The sequence below is a fragment of the Nocardia vinacea genome (assembly GCF_035920345.1).
In the GTDB taxonomy this organism is placed as follows: Bacteria; Actinomycetota; Actinomycetes; order Mycobacteriales; family Mycobacteriaceae; genus Nocardia; species Nocardia vinacea_A.
Map to the genome: position 1 here is coordinate 8,660,652 of NZ_CP109149.1, position 16,858 is coordinate 8,677,509.

The following is a 16,858-nucleotide window of genomic DNA, read 5'->3' on the forward strand; positions in this document are numbered from 1 at the left end:
TCAGTGGCCGAAGCCCGCCAGACCGTCGGCGAGAGTGCTGATATCCAGTGCGTCGAGCACCTGTTGCCGGACGTCCGGACACTGGGTGGTGGTGATGCGATCGACGATGGCGCGGTCGGTCAGGACGGTGTCGTTGAGGCCGCCGTTGCGGGCCGCCCAATCGTGCACCGTGCCGTTGAAGCCGAGCTTGCCGAGCTGGGCACCCTCGGTGCGCCACCGGTCGACCTCTGGTTCGAGCATGTCGCACAGCTGTTTTGCCGCGGTCGGGGTGATCTCGTCCGGATTGGGCACCAGTGCGGAGCTGCCGGGAGAGGAGAAGGTAATGGTGATATTGGGGTGGGAGGTCGGAGTGGCGGGCACCGCCGGGTCGAGGGGGCCGTTGCCGCCGCAGCCGGCGAGCAGGGCCGCCGCCACGGTCGCCGCGGCCAGCGTGGCGATGGATCCGATCGAGGGCATCGGTACTCCTTATTATTCTTTTGTTTCCGGTGTCAGCTCGTAAACGACGTAAGCGGTGCGCACCACCGGTTGAGCCACATTGCGTACCCGGATGCCGCCCGGGGTGGTGCCGCGTTCGGTGCCCGCGTGCGCGTGCCCGTGGATCGCGAGGTCGGCGCGCTGGTCATCGATGGTTTCACCGAGTAGATAGGAACCGAGGAACGGGTAGATCTCGCGTGGCTCGCCGTGCAGGGTGTCGCTGATCGGGGAGTAGTGGGTCAGCGCGATCGTGATATCGGTGTGCAGGCCCGCCAGCGCGTCGCGCAGCATCTCCGCGAGGTCGACGGTGTGCGAGGCGAATTCGCGCATCACGCGTTCGCCGAAGACGCTCGCGCACTTACCCGCGAAACCGCCGCCGAAGCCCTTCGTCCCCGCGATGCCGAGAGTATGTCCGTCGACCGCGAATTCCGTTGCGGTGCCCTCCAACACGGTGATGCCGTGATCGGTGAGCTCGGCCGTGATCTCGTGCTGCGCGTCGCTGTGGTGGTCGTGATTGCCGAGCACCGCGACGACCGGAACGCCGAGATCGGCGAATTCCGCGGCGACGACGCGGCCTTCCTCGACCGTGCCGTGCCGGGTGAGATCACCGGCCAGCAGCAGCACATCGGCGCGGTCGTGCAGTTCCGTGAGTGCCGGGCGGAGTTCGCCGCCCGACTCGGCGCCGAGATGGATGTCACCGATTGCCGCGATCCGCATGCCACACTCCTTCCGGTCTCAGTCCGCCAGCGCCTCGGCGGGTCCCGGTGCGCAGGGCGGCGTGACGTGCACGTCGTTGTGGATGTGGGCGCGCGGAAGCTGTTCGCGCACTACCTTTTCCATCTGCAGCTTGCGTTCGACACTGCTCACCTCGCCGCCGAGGACGACGACATCGCCGCGGATCGTCACCTGCACCCCGAGTTCGGCGGTGCGCGGATCCTCGGCCAGCGCCCGGCGCAGATGCGCGACCAGGTATTGCGGTCGATCCATTCACACCACCCGCTTCGGCTCGATTACTCCGAGATCGTCCAGCAGTCCGAGGAAGGCTCGGGCATATGGCGAAATGTCGGTTTCCTTGCGCACCCGCTCCCAATCCACTTGTTCGCGCAGATCGCGTGCGATCGTCAGCAGTGGGCTCAGGTCCAGTCGGTGCGCGTCGAAGACCAGTAATTTGTCGATCATCAGGTCGCTCGCGCTGATCACCGGCGCCATCGTCGGGCCGACACGCATCATGTCGGCGCGGTCGAGCAATTCGTCGTTGACGGCACGGTTGTTCGGCCGGTAGATCAGGTCGATGAGGACGCCGCCGTCATAGACCTTGGTCAGCCAGTCCTCGGGCGGATCGGCGACCCGCAATCCGCCGCGGGCCAGCGCACTGCGGGCCTGCGACAGGTCGGCGGGTTTGATGAAGATGTCGACGTCGTGCTCCGAGGCCGGCCCGCCGCGCGCGTACACCGCGCAACCACCCGCGACCGCGAAGCGGATACCGGCATCCGCCAGCGTATTCACCGCCCGGGTGAGCGCGTGGAGTAGTTGGTCGATCGTCGGGACCATATGTGCGCCATACCCGCGGTTCGGTCGACTAATCGCCGCAGCAGCGTCCAGGTTTGCGGGCGATACCGCCGACCATGGCGTTCAGAAACCTGTCCGCCACGCCTCCTCGTCGTGCAGGTAGTGCCGCATGCCGACGAGCAGGATGCGACTGGCTGGTCGAAATCGATCGATCGCGGCACATGCGGAGCGCCTAGTGCCTACGCAACCCGCTGGCCAATGTCTCGAGCCCACGGCTCAACCACGCCTGTGTACTGCGCCGATGCGCACGATCATCGAACTCGCCGTGCGCGCCGAAGTCGTATCCACCGGCCCGATCGACCGGCTCCCAGAGATTGTCGGCCCGCGCGTCGGCGTCGGTATCGGTCTGCTGCGAGTCGTAACCGGTTCGGGCGAGATATCGGTCGAGCAGGCTGGGCGCGAGCCGTTGTGCGAGCAGCGTCCCCGTAGTGCTCGCGCCGACCCAATATTCTTTGCGCTCAGGATGTTTCGCGGCGAAGGCGATCGAGCGCGCGATGATCTCGGGTTGGTAGATCGGCGGCACCGGCTGTGGCCGCTTCGGCAATCGTGACAGCACCCAGGAGAATTGGGGCGTATTGACCGCCGGTGCCTGCACCAGCGTGATGTGCACATTGCTGCCTTCGTGCATCAGTTCGACCCGCACCGACTCGGTGAATCCGTTGATCGCGTGCTTGGCGGCGCAATACGCCGACTGCAGCGGAATCGAGCGGGCGCCGAGCGCCGAGCCGACTTGTACGACAGCGCCGCGGTCACGTGCCCGCATCCGGGACAGCGCGGCCATGGTGCCGTGCACGGTGCCGAGATAGGTGACTTCCGTGACCCGCCGGAACTCTGCGGCGGCAATCTGCTCGAACGGCGCGAATACCGAGGTGAAGGCCGAGTTCACCCAGACATCGATGGGTCCGAGCACCTCCTCGGCCCGTGTCGCCGCCGCCTCGACCGCCGCGTAATCCGCGACATCGACCGGAATCGTCAGCGGTTCACCACCCGCCGCGCGCACATCGTCGGCCGCGGCCGCGAGTCCGGCATCGCCGCGGGCGAGCAGCGCGACTTTGCAGCCGCTCGAAGCGAATTCGCGTGCGGCCGCGCGACCGATGCCCGCACTCGCCCCGGTGATCACCACTACTCGGGGTTCGTAACTCATCACAACTCCTTACTCATCGCCGAATCGGGTGAGCTGGACCGAGGATTCGAACAGCATCGCGTGCACAAAGGCCTGCGGCATATTGCCGCGCAGCTGACGCTGCCGGACATCGAATTCCTCGGCGAACAATCCGGGCGTACCGCATGCCGCGCGATTGCGCTCGAAATAGCGTGCCGCCGAAACCTGTTGTCCGAGTTGGGCGGCCGCGATCGCCATGACAAATCCGCAGAACAGGAATGCGCCCTCGTTCGTCTCCAGCGGCTGCTCGTCGTGGCGGTAGCGATAAACGTAGTAATCCGTGCACAATTCGCGCTGGACCGCCCGAAAGGTGGCGAGGCTGCGCGGATCGTCGGCGGGTACACCGCCACGGATGGCTGGCAGCAGCAGGGCCGCGTCGACACCCGCAGCATCCGGCGCCTGCTGCCACGCGCCGCTGGGATGCACACTGGTGCGGGCGGTTTCGGCCATGATGGTGTCGGCCAGCGCCGTACAGAACACCGGGTCGGCCCCGGTCTCGGCAACGGCGGCAACCGCGCGCAGACCACTGACGCAGGCCAGCCGGGAATGTGTCCAGTATCGGTCCTCGATCTCCCAGATGCCCGCATCCGGTCGGCGCCAGCGTTCGGCGATCGCGCCGACCGTCACCGAAACCGCCTTGCGGCTGTCCTCGGTGAGCCGCTCGTGCCGCGCGCCCGCCGCGAACAACAGCAATGCCTCGCCGAATACGTCGAGCTGGGACTGGTCGCGCACCCGGTTGCCGACCACGGTGCGACCGCCCGGATAGCCGGGTAGGTCCAGATTGCTGGGCTCCGGGATGGGTTGGCCGGTGATCGTATACGCGGGCAATACGTCGGGCCCTTCGGCGAGCAGCCGCTCGCCCACGAAACGTAACGCATTGTCCAGCAACGGGTGTGGACCGTCTGCTGCCACGGCTTGACCGGCGAAGCATTGGTCGCGCAGCCATACGTAGCGGTAATCGTAGTTCTCGCCGCGGTCCGCGCGTTCGGGCAGACCCGTGGTGGCCGCGGCGACCATACCGTTGGTGGAACTGGTCATACCGCGCATGACCGCGTAGGCCTGAGCGGTATCGCGGGATGCGGCGCACGGGCCCAGCTCCGGAACCCCACGCTGCCAAGCAGATTCGGTCTGCGCCCATGCCGTATGCGGATCGGGTGGTTCGTCGGGCAGTGCGATATCGGAAAATTCGAGGACGAGATCGTGAGTCTCGCCTTGTCGCAGCGTTATCCGATCGGTCCAGCCGCGACCATCGCGGACCGACGCGGATGCGCCGCCCGTCCAACGCAGTGCGAGGTCCCCGACTCGCGCGAGCCATAACCCGTCATCGGTGCGGTGCAGGTCGCGTGTCTTCGCATTGCCGAACTGCCCGGCGGGGCGCAGCACCACATCGACCTCGGCATCACCGTGCACCGCGACGATCCGCCGCAGCACCACAACCCGATGCGGATCACCGGGAAAGGCCAGCGCCTCCCGGCATTCGACCACCGACGAGCCGACCAGCCAGTGCGAATTCCAGATCAACGTGCCCGTCTGGTAGAAACCGCCCCACACGTAGCGCCCGGACGGCGTCACCGAATACGCGCCGTCCCCGCCGACCAGTCCGGCGAAAACCGCGTCGCTGTGCCAGCGTGGTGCGCACATCCAGGCAAAGTCACCGTGTGGACCGACCAGCACACCGCGCTCGCCGTCCGCGAGGAATGCGTATTCGCGCAGTACATGCGGCCGGGTGATGTTTTCGGCCGTCACGTCGGTCGTATACCACCGCACACCGTTCGCAACCTTTTCAAGTCTGCGACGAATCCGGCGTAAGCCTCGTCGCGATCGGGCGCGCGCAGCACCGACGACGGGTGCACGGTCGCGATCACCGCGTAATCCGGCATCGTCACGAGCTCGCCGCGCCGCTCGGAGACCTTGAACGAGGGACCGAGCACGGCCTTCGCCGCGATCGCGCCGAGACAGACCACCAGTTGTGGCTCGATGACCCGCAACTCGGCGTCGAGCCAGGCCGAACAGGCGACGATTTCGGTGCGTCCGGGTTGTTTGTGGATGCGCCGCTTACCGCGCTCCTCGAATTTGAAGTGCTTCACCGCGTTGGTCACATAGATCCGGTCGCGGTCGATCCCGACCTCGGCGATGGCACGGTCGAGCAGCCGCCCGGCGGGGCCGACGAACGGGTGTCCCCGCACGTCCTCCTGGTCGCCGGGCTGCTCACCGATCATCACGACGTCGGCGTTTTCCGGGCCCTCGCCGAAAACCGTTTGGGTGGCGTGCTGGTAGAGATCGCATCCGTGACAGCCGCACGAGGCCCGCCGCAACTCGGCGAGGCTCGCGTGCGGCGGCACGAACTCCGCGGCGCCCGGCACGGCCATATCCGCCTCAGTCCTTGCCCAAGGCCCGCGCGAGCTGCCGCTTGTTCATCTTCGAGCGGCCCTTGATATTGCGGTTTTTGGCCTCGTTGTACAGCTGGTCGCGGGTCGGGCCTTTCGGGCCACTGCGGCCCGAGCGCTGCCCACCGCGCTGCTGTGGCGACTTGTCCTTTATCGAGGAGCGGCTTGCGGTCTTCGACTGCCCGGATTGGGCGCGATTCTTATTGACCGTCCGCGCGGCGATTTCCTTCGCCCGCTTCTGGCTCTCGCCCCGGTCCTCTGCCGAGTCCTTGATGTGCTCGTATTGCCGTTCCTGCTTATTGCTCCATTCCTTTGGCATGTCACACCTCCTGCCTGGCGAGTACCCCGGCTCGCTGCGCGAAACCAGGGCCGAAGCGTGGCTTCGGTCGGAGGAAAGATCAGCGTCGATATGCTGGCCGGATGAAGGTGGTTCCTGGCACGTTGGTGACCGTCGCCGATGATCTGGACGCGGTGACGACGGTCGGGCACGAGGACGATCCGGCCGCTGCCGGGTTGACGAATGCGGACGTAGCGGCGCTGTGGGCGTCGGTGCAGGCGTGGTACCGGATGGGGACGACGCCCGCGATTCAGACCTGTCTGCGGCGCAACGGGAAGATCGTGCTGAACCGGGCGATCGGGCACGGCTGGGGGAATGGGCCGAAAGACGGTCCGGATGCGGAGAAGGTGCTCGCGACGCCGGAGACGCTGTTCTGCGGGTTCTCCACGGCCAAGGGCGTGTCCGCGACGCTGATGTTCATGCTGATCGAACAGGGTGCGTTCGCGCTGAATGATCCAGTGTGCAAGTACATCCCGGAGTTTTCGGCGCACGGCAAGGATGCGATCACCATCGGCGATGTGCTGTCGCATTCGGCGGGCGTGCCGTTCATTACGCCGCCGTACAAGGGCGTCGAGCTGGTGCTCGACGAGGAGTTGGCCGTACAGGGGTTGGCCGATCTGGTGCCGAGTTGGCGGCCGGGTCGGTTCCGGGTCTATCACGCATTGACCAGCGGTTTGATTCAACGGCTGCTGGTGCAGCGGGCCACCGGGAAGCGAATGCGCGAACATCTCGCCGAACAGGTGCTCGAACCATTGGGCTTCCGCTGGAACAACTTCGGGGTCCGGGCCGAGGATGTCGACAAGGTCGTGCCCAGCGTGAAGACCGGCCCGCCACCGTCGCGTGTGTCGATACTTTTGGCGCGCAAGGCCCTCGGCGGCCGGATGGACGGTGCGACCGCCAGATCCGCGAATCGGGATTTCCTGACCGCCGAATTGCCGTCGGGCAATATCGTCACGACGGCCTACGAGCTGTCCCGTTTCTACGAAATCCTCACTCGCGGTGGCGAACTCGATGGTGTCCGGATCATCGAGCCCGGCACGCTCCGCGAAGCGATCCGCCCGGCGCGCCGCATACCCGGCCTGGCCGGACGAGTCAGCAGCGCGGGCTTCGAACTCGGCGCTCGTCGTTCGAAGTTCGGGCGGAACACCCAGTCGCACTTCGGCCGCAGCGGCCTGACAACCCAATACGGCTGGGCCGATCCGAGCCGCGGGCTCTCCGGCGCGATCCTCACCAGCGGCAAGGCCACCACCGATTCCCAACGCCCATGGGCTCTGGTCGCCCAGATCTCGAACACCATCAGCCAACTCGCGCCCGCGGATCGGCTGTTCGACACCGACTGATTCAGTTGCCGCGGATCGCCTCGGCGAGGATTTGTGCCGCGTGCCGAGGTCGGGCTTGCGGATTCAGGTGTTCGATTTGGGTTCGGCAGCTGAAACCGTCTGCCAGGATCAGGGTTTCGGGCTCGCGGTTGCGGATGGTCGGCATGAGTTTGTCTTCGGCGCATGCCACCGAGACGTCGTAGTGGCCGCGTTCGAAGCCGAAGTTGCCTGCCAAGCCGCAGCATCCGGTATCCAGTACTTCGACGTCGAGTCCGGTTGCGGTCAAGAGTCTTTGGTCGGCTTCGTAGTGCAGGATCGCGTGCTGGTGGCAGTGCGGTTGGACCATGGCGTGCGCGTCGATGCGCGGGGGTTCCCAGTCGTCGGCTTGTTCGGTGAGGATTTCGCCGAGGGTGCGTACCTGATTTGCCAGGCGGTGGGCGTCTTCGTCGCCGGGGAGTAATTCGGTGAGATCGGAGCGGAAGACGGCGGCGCAGCTCGGTTCGAGCACGACGATGGGGGTGCTCGAGCGCAATTGGGGTTCGAGCTGACGCAAAGTGCGGCGCAATACTCGTTTCGCGGTGTGGAGTTGGCCGGTGGAAATCCAAGTCAATCCGCAACAGACTGTGCGCCCTGGTATTTCGATCTCGAATCCGGCGGCCTCCAGTACGGCCACCGCGGCTTCGGCTATTTCGGGGGCGAAGTTATTGGTGAAGGTGTCGGGCCACAGCAGCACTCGGCCGCGGTGGCCGCGCTCGTCCGGTGCGCGGCGGGCGAACATCTCGGTGAAGCGCTCGCGGGCGAATCGCGGTAATTCGCGGCGCGGGTCGATACCGCCTAGCCGTTTGAGCAGCCCGCCCGTGCCCCGGCTCTGCGCCAGTGCATTGGCCGGTGCGGACACGGCGGTGGCGAGTCGGGCCCACAGCGGGATCCAGCCCATCGAGTAGTGCGCCATCGGCCGGACGCGGTGTTCGTAGTGGTGGGAGAGGAATTCGGCCTTGTAGGTGGCCATATCGACATCGACCGGGCAGTCGCTGCGGCAGCCTTTGCAGGCCAGGCACAGATCGAGGGCATCGCGGACCTCGGTGGAGCGCCAGCCATCGGTGATCACCTCGCCCTGGAGCATTTCGAACAGAAGTCGGGCGCGGCCACGGGTGGAGTGTTCCTCCTCCCTGGTCGCCCGGTAGCTCGGGCACATCACACCGCCCTCGTGACCGCGGCACTTGCCGACGCCGACACAGCGCGCGGCGGCGACGCTGAACCGATGGTCGTCCTCCGGGAAAGCGAAGTGGGTCACCGGCTCCCACGGTCGATAGTCCGCACCTTGGCGCAGGTCCTGATCCAGTGGTCGCGGGTGCACGACCTTGCCGGGATTCATCCGATTGCGCGGATCGAAGAGATGTTTGACCGCTCCGAATGCCTCGACGATCCGCTCGCCGAACATGATCGGCAGCAGTTCGCCGCGCGACTGACCGTCACCGTGTTCACCGGACAGCGATCCGCCGTACCGTGCAACCAACTGCGCGCTCTGCTCGGCGAAGCCGCGGTACTTCGAAATGCCCTCCGCGCTACGGAGATCGAACGGGATGCGGGTGTGGACGCAGCCGTGGCCGAAGTGGCCGTACAGCGAGGACGACTGGTAGTCGAAATCGTCCAGCAGACTTTCGAAGTCGCGAAGATAGTCGCCGAGCCGGTTCGGCGGCACCGCGGCATCCTCCCAACCCTCATGGGTTTCCGGACTGTCCGGTGGATAGGCGGTGGCACCGAGGCCCGCTTCCCTTGCCATCCAGATCTCCGCCTCGCGCGCGGGATCGTCGATCATTGTCGAGGTAGCACCGGTTTTCATGGTTACTTCCTCGACCATCGTCTGGGCCCTGCGGTCGGCTTCGTCCTGGTCGGCACCCTCGAATTGCGCCATCAGCCAACCGTTTCCGTCCGGCAGCTGCGCGATAGCGCCCCCGGCCAGATGTTCGAGATGCTCCAGGTCGACCAGCCGGTGGTCCACCCCTTCCAGCGCTATCGGGTTGTGCTGCAACACGATCGGCACCGCATCGGCGGCATCGTAGATATCGGGATAGCCGAGTACGGTCAGCGCCACCGCTTTCGGGCGTTGTACGAGCTCGATTTCGGCGCGCAACACCGTCACCAGCGTGGACTCGCTGCCGACGAGCAGTTTCGCGAGATCGAAGCCGTGCTCCGGCAGCAGGGAATCGAGATTGTAGCCCGACACCCGGCGCGGAATATCGGGATAGTGCTGACGGATGTCCGTCGCGTACTCATCACGGATCTGCCGCAGGCCGTCCCGCAGTTCCGCAAACCCGTCCTGGGAATCCGCGCCGACCCAACCCCGCAACCCGTCGTAGGTCAGGATTTCCAGCCGCCGTACCGAATCGACCATTTTCCCGTAAGCCTGTGCCGTAGATCCGCAGGAATTGTTGCCGATCATTCCGCCGATCGTGCAGCTGACATGTGTCGCCGGTTTCGGGCCGACCATCAGGTCGTACCGCGCCAACTGCGCATTCAGCGGGTCAAGCGCGATGCCCGGTTCCACGATCGCGGTGCGGGCCGCCGTATCGACCGAGATCAGCCGATCACAGTACTTGCTCCAGTCCAGCACCACGGCCGCATTGCAGCATTGACCGGCCAGACTGGTGCCGCCACCGCGCGAGAGCACCGGCATATCGTGCTCGCGGCACACCGCGATGGCGGCGGCCGCGTCCTCAGGTGTGCGCGGCAGCACCACACCGAGCGGCACCGCGCGGTAGTTCGAGGCATCGGTGGAGTATGTGGCCCGGGATCCGGGATCGAAACGCACTTCACCGGCTACCTTTCCGGTGAGTTCGGCCGCGAGTCGCGTCAGCGGGAAGTCAATCATTCGGCAACCCCTTCTGTCTCGGCACAGTGCGGCTACCCACTCCGGTGCGCGGCACACCCGCTGATTGCCTGCCCATTCGCTGGGTATCACCGGTCTGACCAACCCGGATTACCAACAGGAGATCCTCATGAAGCAACAGGTTGGTGACTACGTCCTGCAACGACTACGCGAGTGGGGCGTTAACCAAGTCTTCGGATACCCCGGCGACGGCATCAACGGTCTGGTCGCCGCTTTCGGTCGCGCGAATAACAAACCACAGTTCGTGCAGGCCAGGCACGAGGAAATGGCGGCCTTCCAAGCCACCGGATTCGCCAAGTTCAGTGGAAAGGTCGGCGTCTGTACCGCCACCTCGGGACCCGGTGCGATCCATCTGCTCAACGGACTCTACGACGCCAAACTCGACCATGTCCCGGTCGTGGCGATCGTCGGTCAGACCGCGCGCAGCGCCATGGGCGGCAGCTATCAGCAGGAAGTCGACCTGCAGAGCCTGTTCAAGGATGTTGCCAGTGATTATCTGGTCGAGGTCAACGTCTCGAGCCAATTGCCGAACGCGCTGGACCGGGCGTTCCGAACGGCGATGACCCGGCATGCGCCCACCGCGGTGATCATCCCCGCCGATCTGCAGGAAGAGCCCTACGAACCGCCCGAACACGAGTTCAAGCAGGTGCCGTCCAGCCCACCGCATGCGGTGACCACGACGGTGATCGCGCCGTATACCGAGATCGAGCGCGCCGCCGAGATCATCGACGCGGGATCGAAGGTCGCGGTGCTCGTCGGTCAGGGCGCACGCTCTGCCGCACGTGAGGTGGTCGAACTCGCCGAACTTACCGGGGCGGGCGTGGCGAAGGCGCTGCTCGGCAAGGATGTGCTGCCCGATGACCTGCCGTTCGTCACCGGGTCGATCGGGTTGCTCGGCACCAGGCCGAGCTATGAGATGATGCGCGACTGCGACACCCTGGTCATCGTCGGGTCGAATTTCCCGTACACCCAGTTCATGCCGGAGTTCGGTCAGGCGCGCGCCGTGCAGATCGATATCGACGGCACCATGATCGGCATGCGCTATCCGACCGAGGTGAATCTGGTCGGTGACGCGAAAGCCACACTGGCCGAACTCATTCCGTTACTGCGCCGCAAGGAGGATCGATCCTGGCGGGAGAAGATCGAGCAGGATGTGGTCCGCTGGTGGGAGACGGTCGAGCGGCAGGCGATGTTGCAGGCCAAGCCGGTCAACCCGATGCGCGTGGTTTGGGAACTGTCGAAACAGCTCCCGGATAATGCGATCGTCACCGCGGATTCCGGCTCGTCCACCAACTGGTACGCCCGCTGCCTGCGATTCCGCATCGGTACGCGCGGCTCGCTCTCGGGCACCCTGGCGACCATGGGACCCGGCGTGCCCTATGCCATCGGGGCCAAGTTCGCACATCCGGAACGACCGGCCATCGCATTGGTCGGCGACGGCGCCATGCAGATGAACGGAATGGCCGAACTGCTCACCATCGCGCGCTATTACCGGCAGTGGAGTGATCCGCGGCTGGTCGTGTGTGTCTTCCACAACAACGATCTGAATCAGGTCACCTGGGAGTTGCGCGCCATGGGCGGAGCACCGAAATTCGAAGAGTCGCAGATACTTCCGGAGACCTCCTATGCGGATCTCGCGCGCTGTATGGGTCTGCCGTCGGTCGCGATCGACGATCCGGACCAGCTCGCCGACGCATGGAGCCAGGCGCTGAGCGCGGATCGTCCGGTGCTGCTCGATGTGCGCTGCGATCCCGAGGTGCCGCCGATTCCGCCGCATGCGACCTATGAGCAGATGAAGGACACCGCGGAGGCGGTTATGCGCGGCGATCCGGACGGCTGGCATCTGATGTGGCAGGGCGCCAAGATCAAAGCGCAGGAATTCGTGCCGCATCGGAGTTCGTCGTCATGACCTTGCCATCGACCGAGGACGTCGTCGATCTGCTGACGGCACAGCACAAGCAGATCAAAGAGCTTTTCGCCCAACTGAAATCCGGGCAGGGCGATAAGTCGGAGCTGTTCAAAGAACTGGTCCGGTTGCTCGCGGTGCACGAGAGCGCCGAAGAGGAGGCCGTGCATCCCGTCGCCGCCCGTGCCCGTTTCGGGGCGGACAAGATGGTCGGACAGCGCAGGGACGAGGAGAACCACGCCAAGTGTGCGCTCGCCAACCTCTACGACCTCGGTGTCGACCATCCGGATTTCGATGCCGAGCTGGTCGAATTCGCCGATGCGGTGATCGCCCATGCCAACCGCGAGGAGAACGAGGAATTCGCCCTGTTGCGCCAACAGTTTTCGGTGCATCAGTTGGAGCGGATGGCGGGTTCGGTGCGCGCCGCCGAAGCGATCGCGCCGACCCGGCCGCATCCGAAGACCGGGGCATCCGCGCTCGCGAATCTGCTGGCCGGTCCGCCGCTGGCGGTATTCGACCGGGCGCGTGATGCGGTGCGGGACTGGCGTCGAGAAGACGACGGATGAGCGGGCGGGCCCGCATCATCGCCGCGGGGGAAGTTGTCGGCTGGTGGGCGGCACTGGTGTTGCTGTGGCTGGCTACGCTGACCACGTTCAGTCTTCAGGAGTTGAGCGCGGCGGCGCTGCTCGCTGTACCCGCCGCGTGCGCGGCGCGGGTCGGACGTATTGCGGTGCAAGGTAATTGGCGACTGCCGGACAGGGCTCCGCAGTTGTTGGGCGCGCTGCCCGGCGCTGTCGTGCGCGACAGCTGGGCTGCCCTGTCGATCGCCGCGCGCGGCAGGCCGGTCGGGCGGTTCGAGGAGGACGAACTCGACGCGGAGGCCGATGCGCAGCGGCGAGCGGGGCGGGCGGCACTGATCACCGGCGTGCTCTCGGCGACGCCCGGTTCGCTGGTCATCGATGCCGACGAGGACCTGCTACTGCATGTACTCGCGATGCCCGCCACCCGGCTGCGACGGATGTTCGGGGGCTGATCGAAATGTCCACCGCACCTTGGCTGCTCGCATCGGGTGTGCTGCTGGTCGGTGGGATCGGACCGGCGCTGCTGCTGTCCAGTCGCGGCACTGCGGCGCATCGACTCGTGGGGCTGCAACTGGTCAGCTCGCTGTTGATCGTCGTCTTGATTTTGCTGAGTCTGGGGCTCGGCAGGCCGGATTATCTGATCGTGCCGCTGGTGCTCGTCCTGCTGTCCTTCGCGGGCACCCTGGTTTTCACGCGCCTGCTGGGGGTGCGCGATGATTAGCTTCATCGTCGACACGCTGCTCGCGATCGGCACCCTCGCCGCGGTGGCGGCTTCGGTGGCCGCGCTCCGGCCGCGTTCGGTCTATGCGCGACTGCACTATTCGTCGATTATCAGCTCGGTCACCGGACCGTTCATCGTGCTGGCGGTGCTGATCGCGGAGGGGCCGGGACTGACCACGGCCATCGTCGCGGTGACCCTCCTGCTGCTGGCGCTCACCGCGCCGGTACTGAGTGCCGCCATCGGCAGGCTCAATGCCCGCACCGACGGCAGGATCGAGGCTCCGCAATGAGCGCCCTGATCGTGATCACGCTCGGACTGGTCGCGGTGGCGGGCACGGTCGTCGTATTCACCACTCAGCCGCAGCGGCAGGCGGTATCGCTCGCGGTATTCGGTGCGCTGCTGGCACCCGCATTCCTTGTGCTCGGTGCACCGGATGTCGCGTTGTCGCAGGTCGCGGTGGGTACCGCGGTGGTGCCGCTGATGGTGTTGCTCGCTGTGCGTGCCGTGGAGCGGAGGCGAAAGTCGTGAAGCGCAGTGCTCGACTGGTCATCTTCCTCGTCGGCGGGGTCGGACTTGTCGTATTGCTCGGACTCGCGCTGTTCCGGATGCCCGGGTTCGGCGGTACCGACCATCCGTATCGGGACGCCGCGGTCCAAGCGTCGCTGGAGCAGCACAGCCCGAATGCGGTTTCCTCGGTCAATTTCGATCAGCGTGGGCTCGATACGTTCGGTGAGGAGGCCATTCTCGTGGCCGCGGTGCTCGGTGCGGCGACGCTATTGCGTCCGGAAGGGCATCGGCCGCAACGGCAGTCGGAGGATGTCGGTCGCATCGTGCAGGCGACCCGATTTCTGGGCTATGCCCTGTTGCCGGTGACACTGATGATCGGCGCGGATGTGGTCGTGCACGGACATCTGACGCCGGGCGGCGGCTTCCAGGGTGGTGTCGTGCTGGCAACCGGCCTGCATCTGCTGTATGTGGCGGGCAATTATCGCGCGCTGCGGCGGGTGCGGCCGCTGGCCTGGTACGAGTTCGGCGAGGCCGTGGGCATGGGCACGGTGGTGGCGCTCGGTCTGACCGGAATCCTCAGTGGCGCAGGATATCTGGCGAATATCCTGCCGCTCGGACAGTTCGGCCGCCTGCTGTCGGCCGGTACGCTGCCGCTGTTCAGCGTGGCGGTCGGTCTCGCGGTCGGCAGTGGTGTCGTCGTACTGCTCGCGCAGTTCCTCGACGAGTATCCGACTACGGAGAGGCGGGCGTCGCGATGACCATATTTCCCTATGTGATCGCCGTTTGGCTCATGCTGATCGGCATCTACGGCGTGGTGTGCAGTACGCATCTGGTGCACACCGTCGTGTGTGTATCCATCGGGCAATCGGGCACCTATGTGCTGCTATTGGCCATCGGCTACCAAAAGGGCGCGTCCGCGCCGATTTTCGGCTCCGCGAACCCGCCCGGCTCGCCGGTGGTCGATCCGGTGGTGCAGGCCATGGCACTGACCGACATCGTCGTCTCGGCGACGGTGACCGCATTGCTGCTTGCGCTGGTCGTGCAGATCGCCAAGCGGCACGGCACGGTCGAACCCGACGCACTACACGCGCTGCGTGGCTGATGGTTCCCTTCGATCAGGCACTCCCGGCACTCCTGATCGCGTTGCCGGTCGCCGGTTCCTGTGTGCTGCTCGCCTTCGGGCGCATATTGCCCAGGTTGCTGATCGATGCGATCGGTACCGGAACCGCGCTTGCCGGGACGATCCTGGCCGGATGGCTGCTGTATGAGACCGGCGCGGGCACGGTGGTGTCCTGGTCCGGTGGTTGGGAGCCGCGACCGGGCCTGACCGTGGGGATTGTGTTGGTCGCCGATCGAATCGGTGCCGCAATGGCTTTGCTGATCGCTTTGCTCACCACGACCGCACTTCTGTTCGGCTGGCGGTACTTCGACAATCTGCATGCGCACTATCCGGCGCTGGTTCTACTCTTCGCCACCGGTATGACCGGATTCGCGCTCACCGGTGACCTTTTCGACATGTTCGTCTTCTTCGAGTTGATGGGGGTGGCAGCCTATGCGTTGACCGGGCTGAAGATAGAGGAACCCGAATCCGTCCAGGCTGGACTGAATTTCGGGGTGATCAACTCGCTCGGCGCTTATCTCTGCCTGTTCGGAATCGGACTCCTGTACGCGCGGACCGGGCAACTCGGTCTGGCGCAGTTGGGAATTGCGGTCGAGGCGCGAGCGGGTGACGCCCTTGTCCTGGCCGCTTTCGTGCTGATCGCTACCGGGTGGCTGGTCAAGGCGGCGGCCGTGCCGTTCCATTTCTGGCTGGCCGATGCGCATGCCGTCGCACCGTCGCCGGTCTGCGTGCTGTTCTCCGGTGTGATGGCACCGCTGGGTGTTTATGGGCTGGCACGGGTGTATTGGACCGTGTTCGATGGTGTGCTTCCAGCCCCAGGGGTGCGTCGAATGCTGTTGGTGTTGGGCATCTTCACTGCCGTGCTCGGTGCGGTGATGTGTGTGCTGCAACGGCATATCAAACGGCTGCTGGCGTATTCGACGATCGCGCATATCGGGTTGTTCATTCTCGGACTCGCCGCGCTGTCACCGGTTGGTGTGGCCGCGTCGGCGCTATATCTCGGTGGTCACGCTGCGGTGAAAGGGGCGCTGTTCCTGCTGACCGGTGTGCTGCTGTCGCGGTATCGAAGTGTGGATGAGTTCAGTTTGTATGGGCGGGCGCGTGGTCAGCGGACCATTGGTGTGCTGTTTGTACTTTCGGCGTTGATATTGGCCGGGTTGCCGCCATTCGGTGCGGGGCTCGGCAAGGCATTGCTCGAGGAATCCGACGCGTCGATCTTCCTGGTGGCGCTGGTAAGCGTCGTGTCGGCGTTGACCGGCGGTGCGGCGTTGCGTGTGGGGCTGCGGGTGTGTTTCGGTGCGGGGGCGGTGCCCGAGCACAAGCTCGATCCCGAGGAGACCACCGGGGAATACGAGGTGCCCGATGTCGCCGCGCCTCGCAACCGGACGCCGATCACCATGGTGGGAGCGGTCCTGGCTTTGTTGCTTGTTGCGCTATTGCTGGGTCTGCCAACCGGATTCACCAGAGCCATCGGTCCCGCTGCCGCGACATTCGTCGATCCCGAGGCCTACCGGGCGGCGGCGCTGATCGGTAATACAACCGGCCACTCAGGCGCGGCCCCGCATGTCGAGTGGACGGGCGGAGGGCTGGCGCTCGGTCTGCTGTCGACCGTTCTGGCCGTGCTCACGGCACTTGGCGCGCTGTATTACGGCACGTTGCGCGCACGGGGAAAGCCTCAGATGCGTCCGATCAAGTTGGCGGTGACTGCTTTACACCGACTGCACAGCGGGCATGTGGGCGATTACGCCGCCTGGCTGGTCTTCGGCACGGCAGCCGTTGCCGGACTGGTTGCCAGTGGGTGGCTGTAGTGGGCTTGGTGGCCAGCGACTGGCCGTGAGATCAGCGCCCGCGGTCGGCGGCCCCGCCATCTTGTGTACTTCCGGCT

19 protein-coding genes are annotated in these 16,858 nt (G+C 65.6%); 10 read left to right on the forward strand and 9 right to left on the reverse strand.

All coding sequences use genetic code 11. The features are described from left to right. The 8 genes from OIE68_RS39135 to OIE68_RS39170 all read right to left on the reverse strand — a co-directional run bounded on the left by OIE68_RS39135 (position 1) and on the right by OIE68_RS39170 (position 5,911). Positions 1 to 456, reverse strand: a complete 456-nt coding sequence (locus OIE68_RS39135; RefSeq protein WP_327095927.1) for a hypothetical protein — start codon at positions 454 to 456, stop codon at positions 1 to 3. A 12-nt stretch (positions 457 to 468) separates the two neighbouring features. After that, a complete protein-coding gene (locus OIE68_RS39140; protein WP_327095928.1) occupies positions 469 to 1,191 on the reverse strand; it encodes a metallophosphoesterase family protein in 723 nt (240 codons plus the stop codon). Positions 1,192 to 1,209: 18 nt separating this feature from the next. Continuing rightward, positions 1,210 to 1,461, reverse strand: a complete 252-nt coding sequence (locus tag OIE68_RS39145) for a BON domain-containing protein (protein ID WP_327095929.1) — start codon at positions 1,459 to 1,461, stop codon at positions 1,210 to 1,212. Beyond that, positions 1,462 to 2,025: a nucleotidyltransferase family protein gene (locus tag OIE68_RS39150; RefSeq protein ID WP_327095930.1), complete on the reverse strand. Its 564-nt coding sequence runs from the start codon at positions 2,023 to 2,025 to the stop codon at positions 1,462 to 1,464. A 190-nt stretch (positions 2,026 to 2,215) separates the two neighbouring features. Further along, positions 2,216 to 3,187 (reverse strand): SDR family oxidoreductase, encoded by a 972-nt coding sequence (locus tag OIE68_RS39155; RefSeq protein WP_327095931.1) that lies wholly within the window; start codon positions 3,185 to 3,187, stop codon positions 2,216 to 2,218. A gap of 9 nt (positions 3,188 to 3,196) precedes the next feature. After that, positions 3,197 to 4,972, reverse strand: coding sequence for a glycoside hydrolase family 15 protein (locus OIE68_RS39160; RefSeq protein ID WP_327095932.1), 1,776 nt, complete (start codon positions 4,970 to 4,972; stop codon positions 3,197 to 3,199). Then, positions 4,948 to 5,574 carry a UdgX family uracil-DNA binding protein gene (locus OIE68_RS39165; protein ID WP_327095933.1) on the reverse strand — a complete coding sequence of 209 codons (627 nt, stop codon included), beginning with the start codon at positions 5,572 to 5,574 and terminating at the stop codon, positions 4,948 to 4,950. The genes OIE68_RS39160 and OIE68_RS39165 overlap by 25 nt, the downstream gene beginning before the upstream one ends. Positions 5,575 to 5,581: 7 nt before the next feature. Next, on the reverse strand, positions 5,582 to 5,911 hold the full coding sequence (locus OIE68_RS39170) for a plasmid stabilization protein (RefSeq protein WP_327095934.1): 330 nt from the start codon (positions 5,909 to 5,911) through the stop codon (positions 5,582 to 5,584). A 101-nt stretch (positions 5,912 to 6,012) separates the two neighbouring features. Here OIE68_RS39170 and OIE68_RS39175 point away from each other — a divergent pair, with 101 nt between their 5' ends. Continuing rightward, positions 6,013 to 7,269: a serine hydrolase domain-containing protein gene (locus tag OIE68_RS39175; RefSeq protein ID WP_327095935.1), complete on the forward strand. Its 1,257-nt coding sequence runs from the start codon at positions 6,013 to 6,015 to the stop codon at positions 7,267 to 7,269. Between the two features lies 1 nt (position 7,270). On the opposite strand, the gene OIE68_RS39180 is transcribed toward OIE68_RS39175, so the two are convergent. Then, a complete protein-coding gene (locus OIE68_RS39180) occupies positions 7,271 to 10,120 on the reverse strand; it encodes an FAD-binding and (Fe-S)-binding domain-containing protein (RefSeq protein ID WP_327095937.1) in 2,850 nt (949 codons plus the stop codon). A 127-nt stretch (positions 10,121 to 10,247) separates the two neighbouring features. On the opposite strand from OIE68_RS39180, the gene OIE68_RS39185 reads away from it, so the two are divergent. Genes OIE68_RS39185 through OIE68_RS39225 form a run of 9 tightly spaced genes read left to right on the forward strand, consistent with a single transcriptional unit; the run spans position 10,248 to position 16,781 of the window. After that, a complete protein-coding gene (locus tag OIE68_RS39185) occupies positions 10,248 to 12,047 on the forward strand; it encodes a thiamine pyrophosphate-requiring protein (protein WP_327095938.1) in 1,800 nt (599 codons plus the stop codon). Further along, entirely contained in the window at positions 12,044 to 12,610 is a 567-nt protein-coding gene (locus OIE68_RS39190) for a hemerythrin domain-containing protein (protein WP_327095939.1), read from the forward strand. The genes OIE68_RS39185 and OIE68_RS39190 overlap by 4 nt, the downstream gene beginning before the upstream one ends. After that, entirely contained in the window at positions 12,607 to 13,077 is a 471-nt protein-coding gene (locus OIE68_RS39195) for a Na+/H+ antiporter subunit E (protein WP_327095940.1), read from the forward strand. Before OIE68_RS39190 ends, OIE68_RS39195 begins: the two co-directional genes overlap by 4 nt. Positions 13,078 to 13,082: 5 nt before the next feature. Next, positions 13,083 to 13,346: a monovalent cation/H+ antiporter complex subunit F gene (locus tag OIE68_RS39200; protein WP_327095941.1), complete on the forward strand. Its 264-nt coding sequence runs from the start codon at positions 13,083 to 13,085 to the stop codon at positions 13,344 to 13,346. Beyond that, positions 13,339 to 13,635: a monovalent cation/H(+) antiporter subunit G gene (locus OIE68_RS39205; RefSeq protein WP_327095942.1), complete on the forward strand. Its 297-nt coding sequence runs from the start codon at positions 13,339 to 13,341 to the stop codon at positions 13,633 to 13,635. Before OIE68_RS39200 ends, OIE68_RS39205 begins: the two co-directional genes overlap by 8 nt. Further along, positions 13,632 to 13,874 carry a Na(+)/H(+) antiporter subunit B gene (locus OIE68_RS39210; RefSeq protein WP_327095943.1) on the forward strand — a complete coding sequence of 81 codons (243 nt, stop codon included), beginning with the start codon at positions 13,632 to 13,634 and terminating at the stop codon, positions 13,872 to 13,874. The genes OIE68_RS39205 and OIE68_RS39210 overlap by 4 nt, the downstream gene beginning before the upstream one ends. Further along, entirely contained in the window at positions 13,871 to 14,611 is a 741-nt protein-coding gene (locus OIE68_RS39215) for an MnhB domain-containing protein (RefSeq protein ID WP_327095944.1), read from the forward strand. The genes OIE68_RS39210 and OIE68_RS39215 overlap by 4 nt, the downstream gene beginning before the upstream one ends. Continuing rightward, on the forward strand, positions 14,608 to 14,955 hold the full coding sequence (locus OIE68_RS39220) for a cation:proton antiporter subunit C (RefSeq protein ID WP_327095945.1): 348 nt from the start codon (positions 14,608 to 14,610) through the stop codon (positions 14,953 to 14,955). The genes OIE68_RS39215 and OIE68_RS39220 overlap by 4 nt, the downstream gene beginning before the upstream one ends. After that, positions 14,955 to 16,781: a complex I subunit 5 family protein gene (locus OIE68_RS39225; protein ID WP_327095946.1), complete on the forward strand. Its 1,827-nt coding sequence runs from the start codon at positions 14,955 to 14,957 to the stop codon at positions 16,779 to 16,781. The genes OIE68_RS39220 and OIE68_RS39225 overlap by 1 nt, the downstream gene beginning before the upstream one ends. Positions 16,782 to 16,858 lie beyond the last annotated feature (77 nt).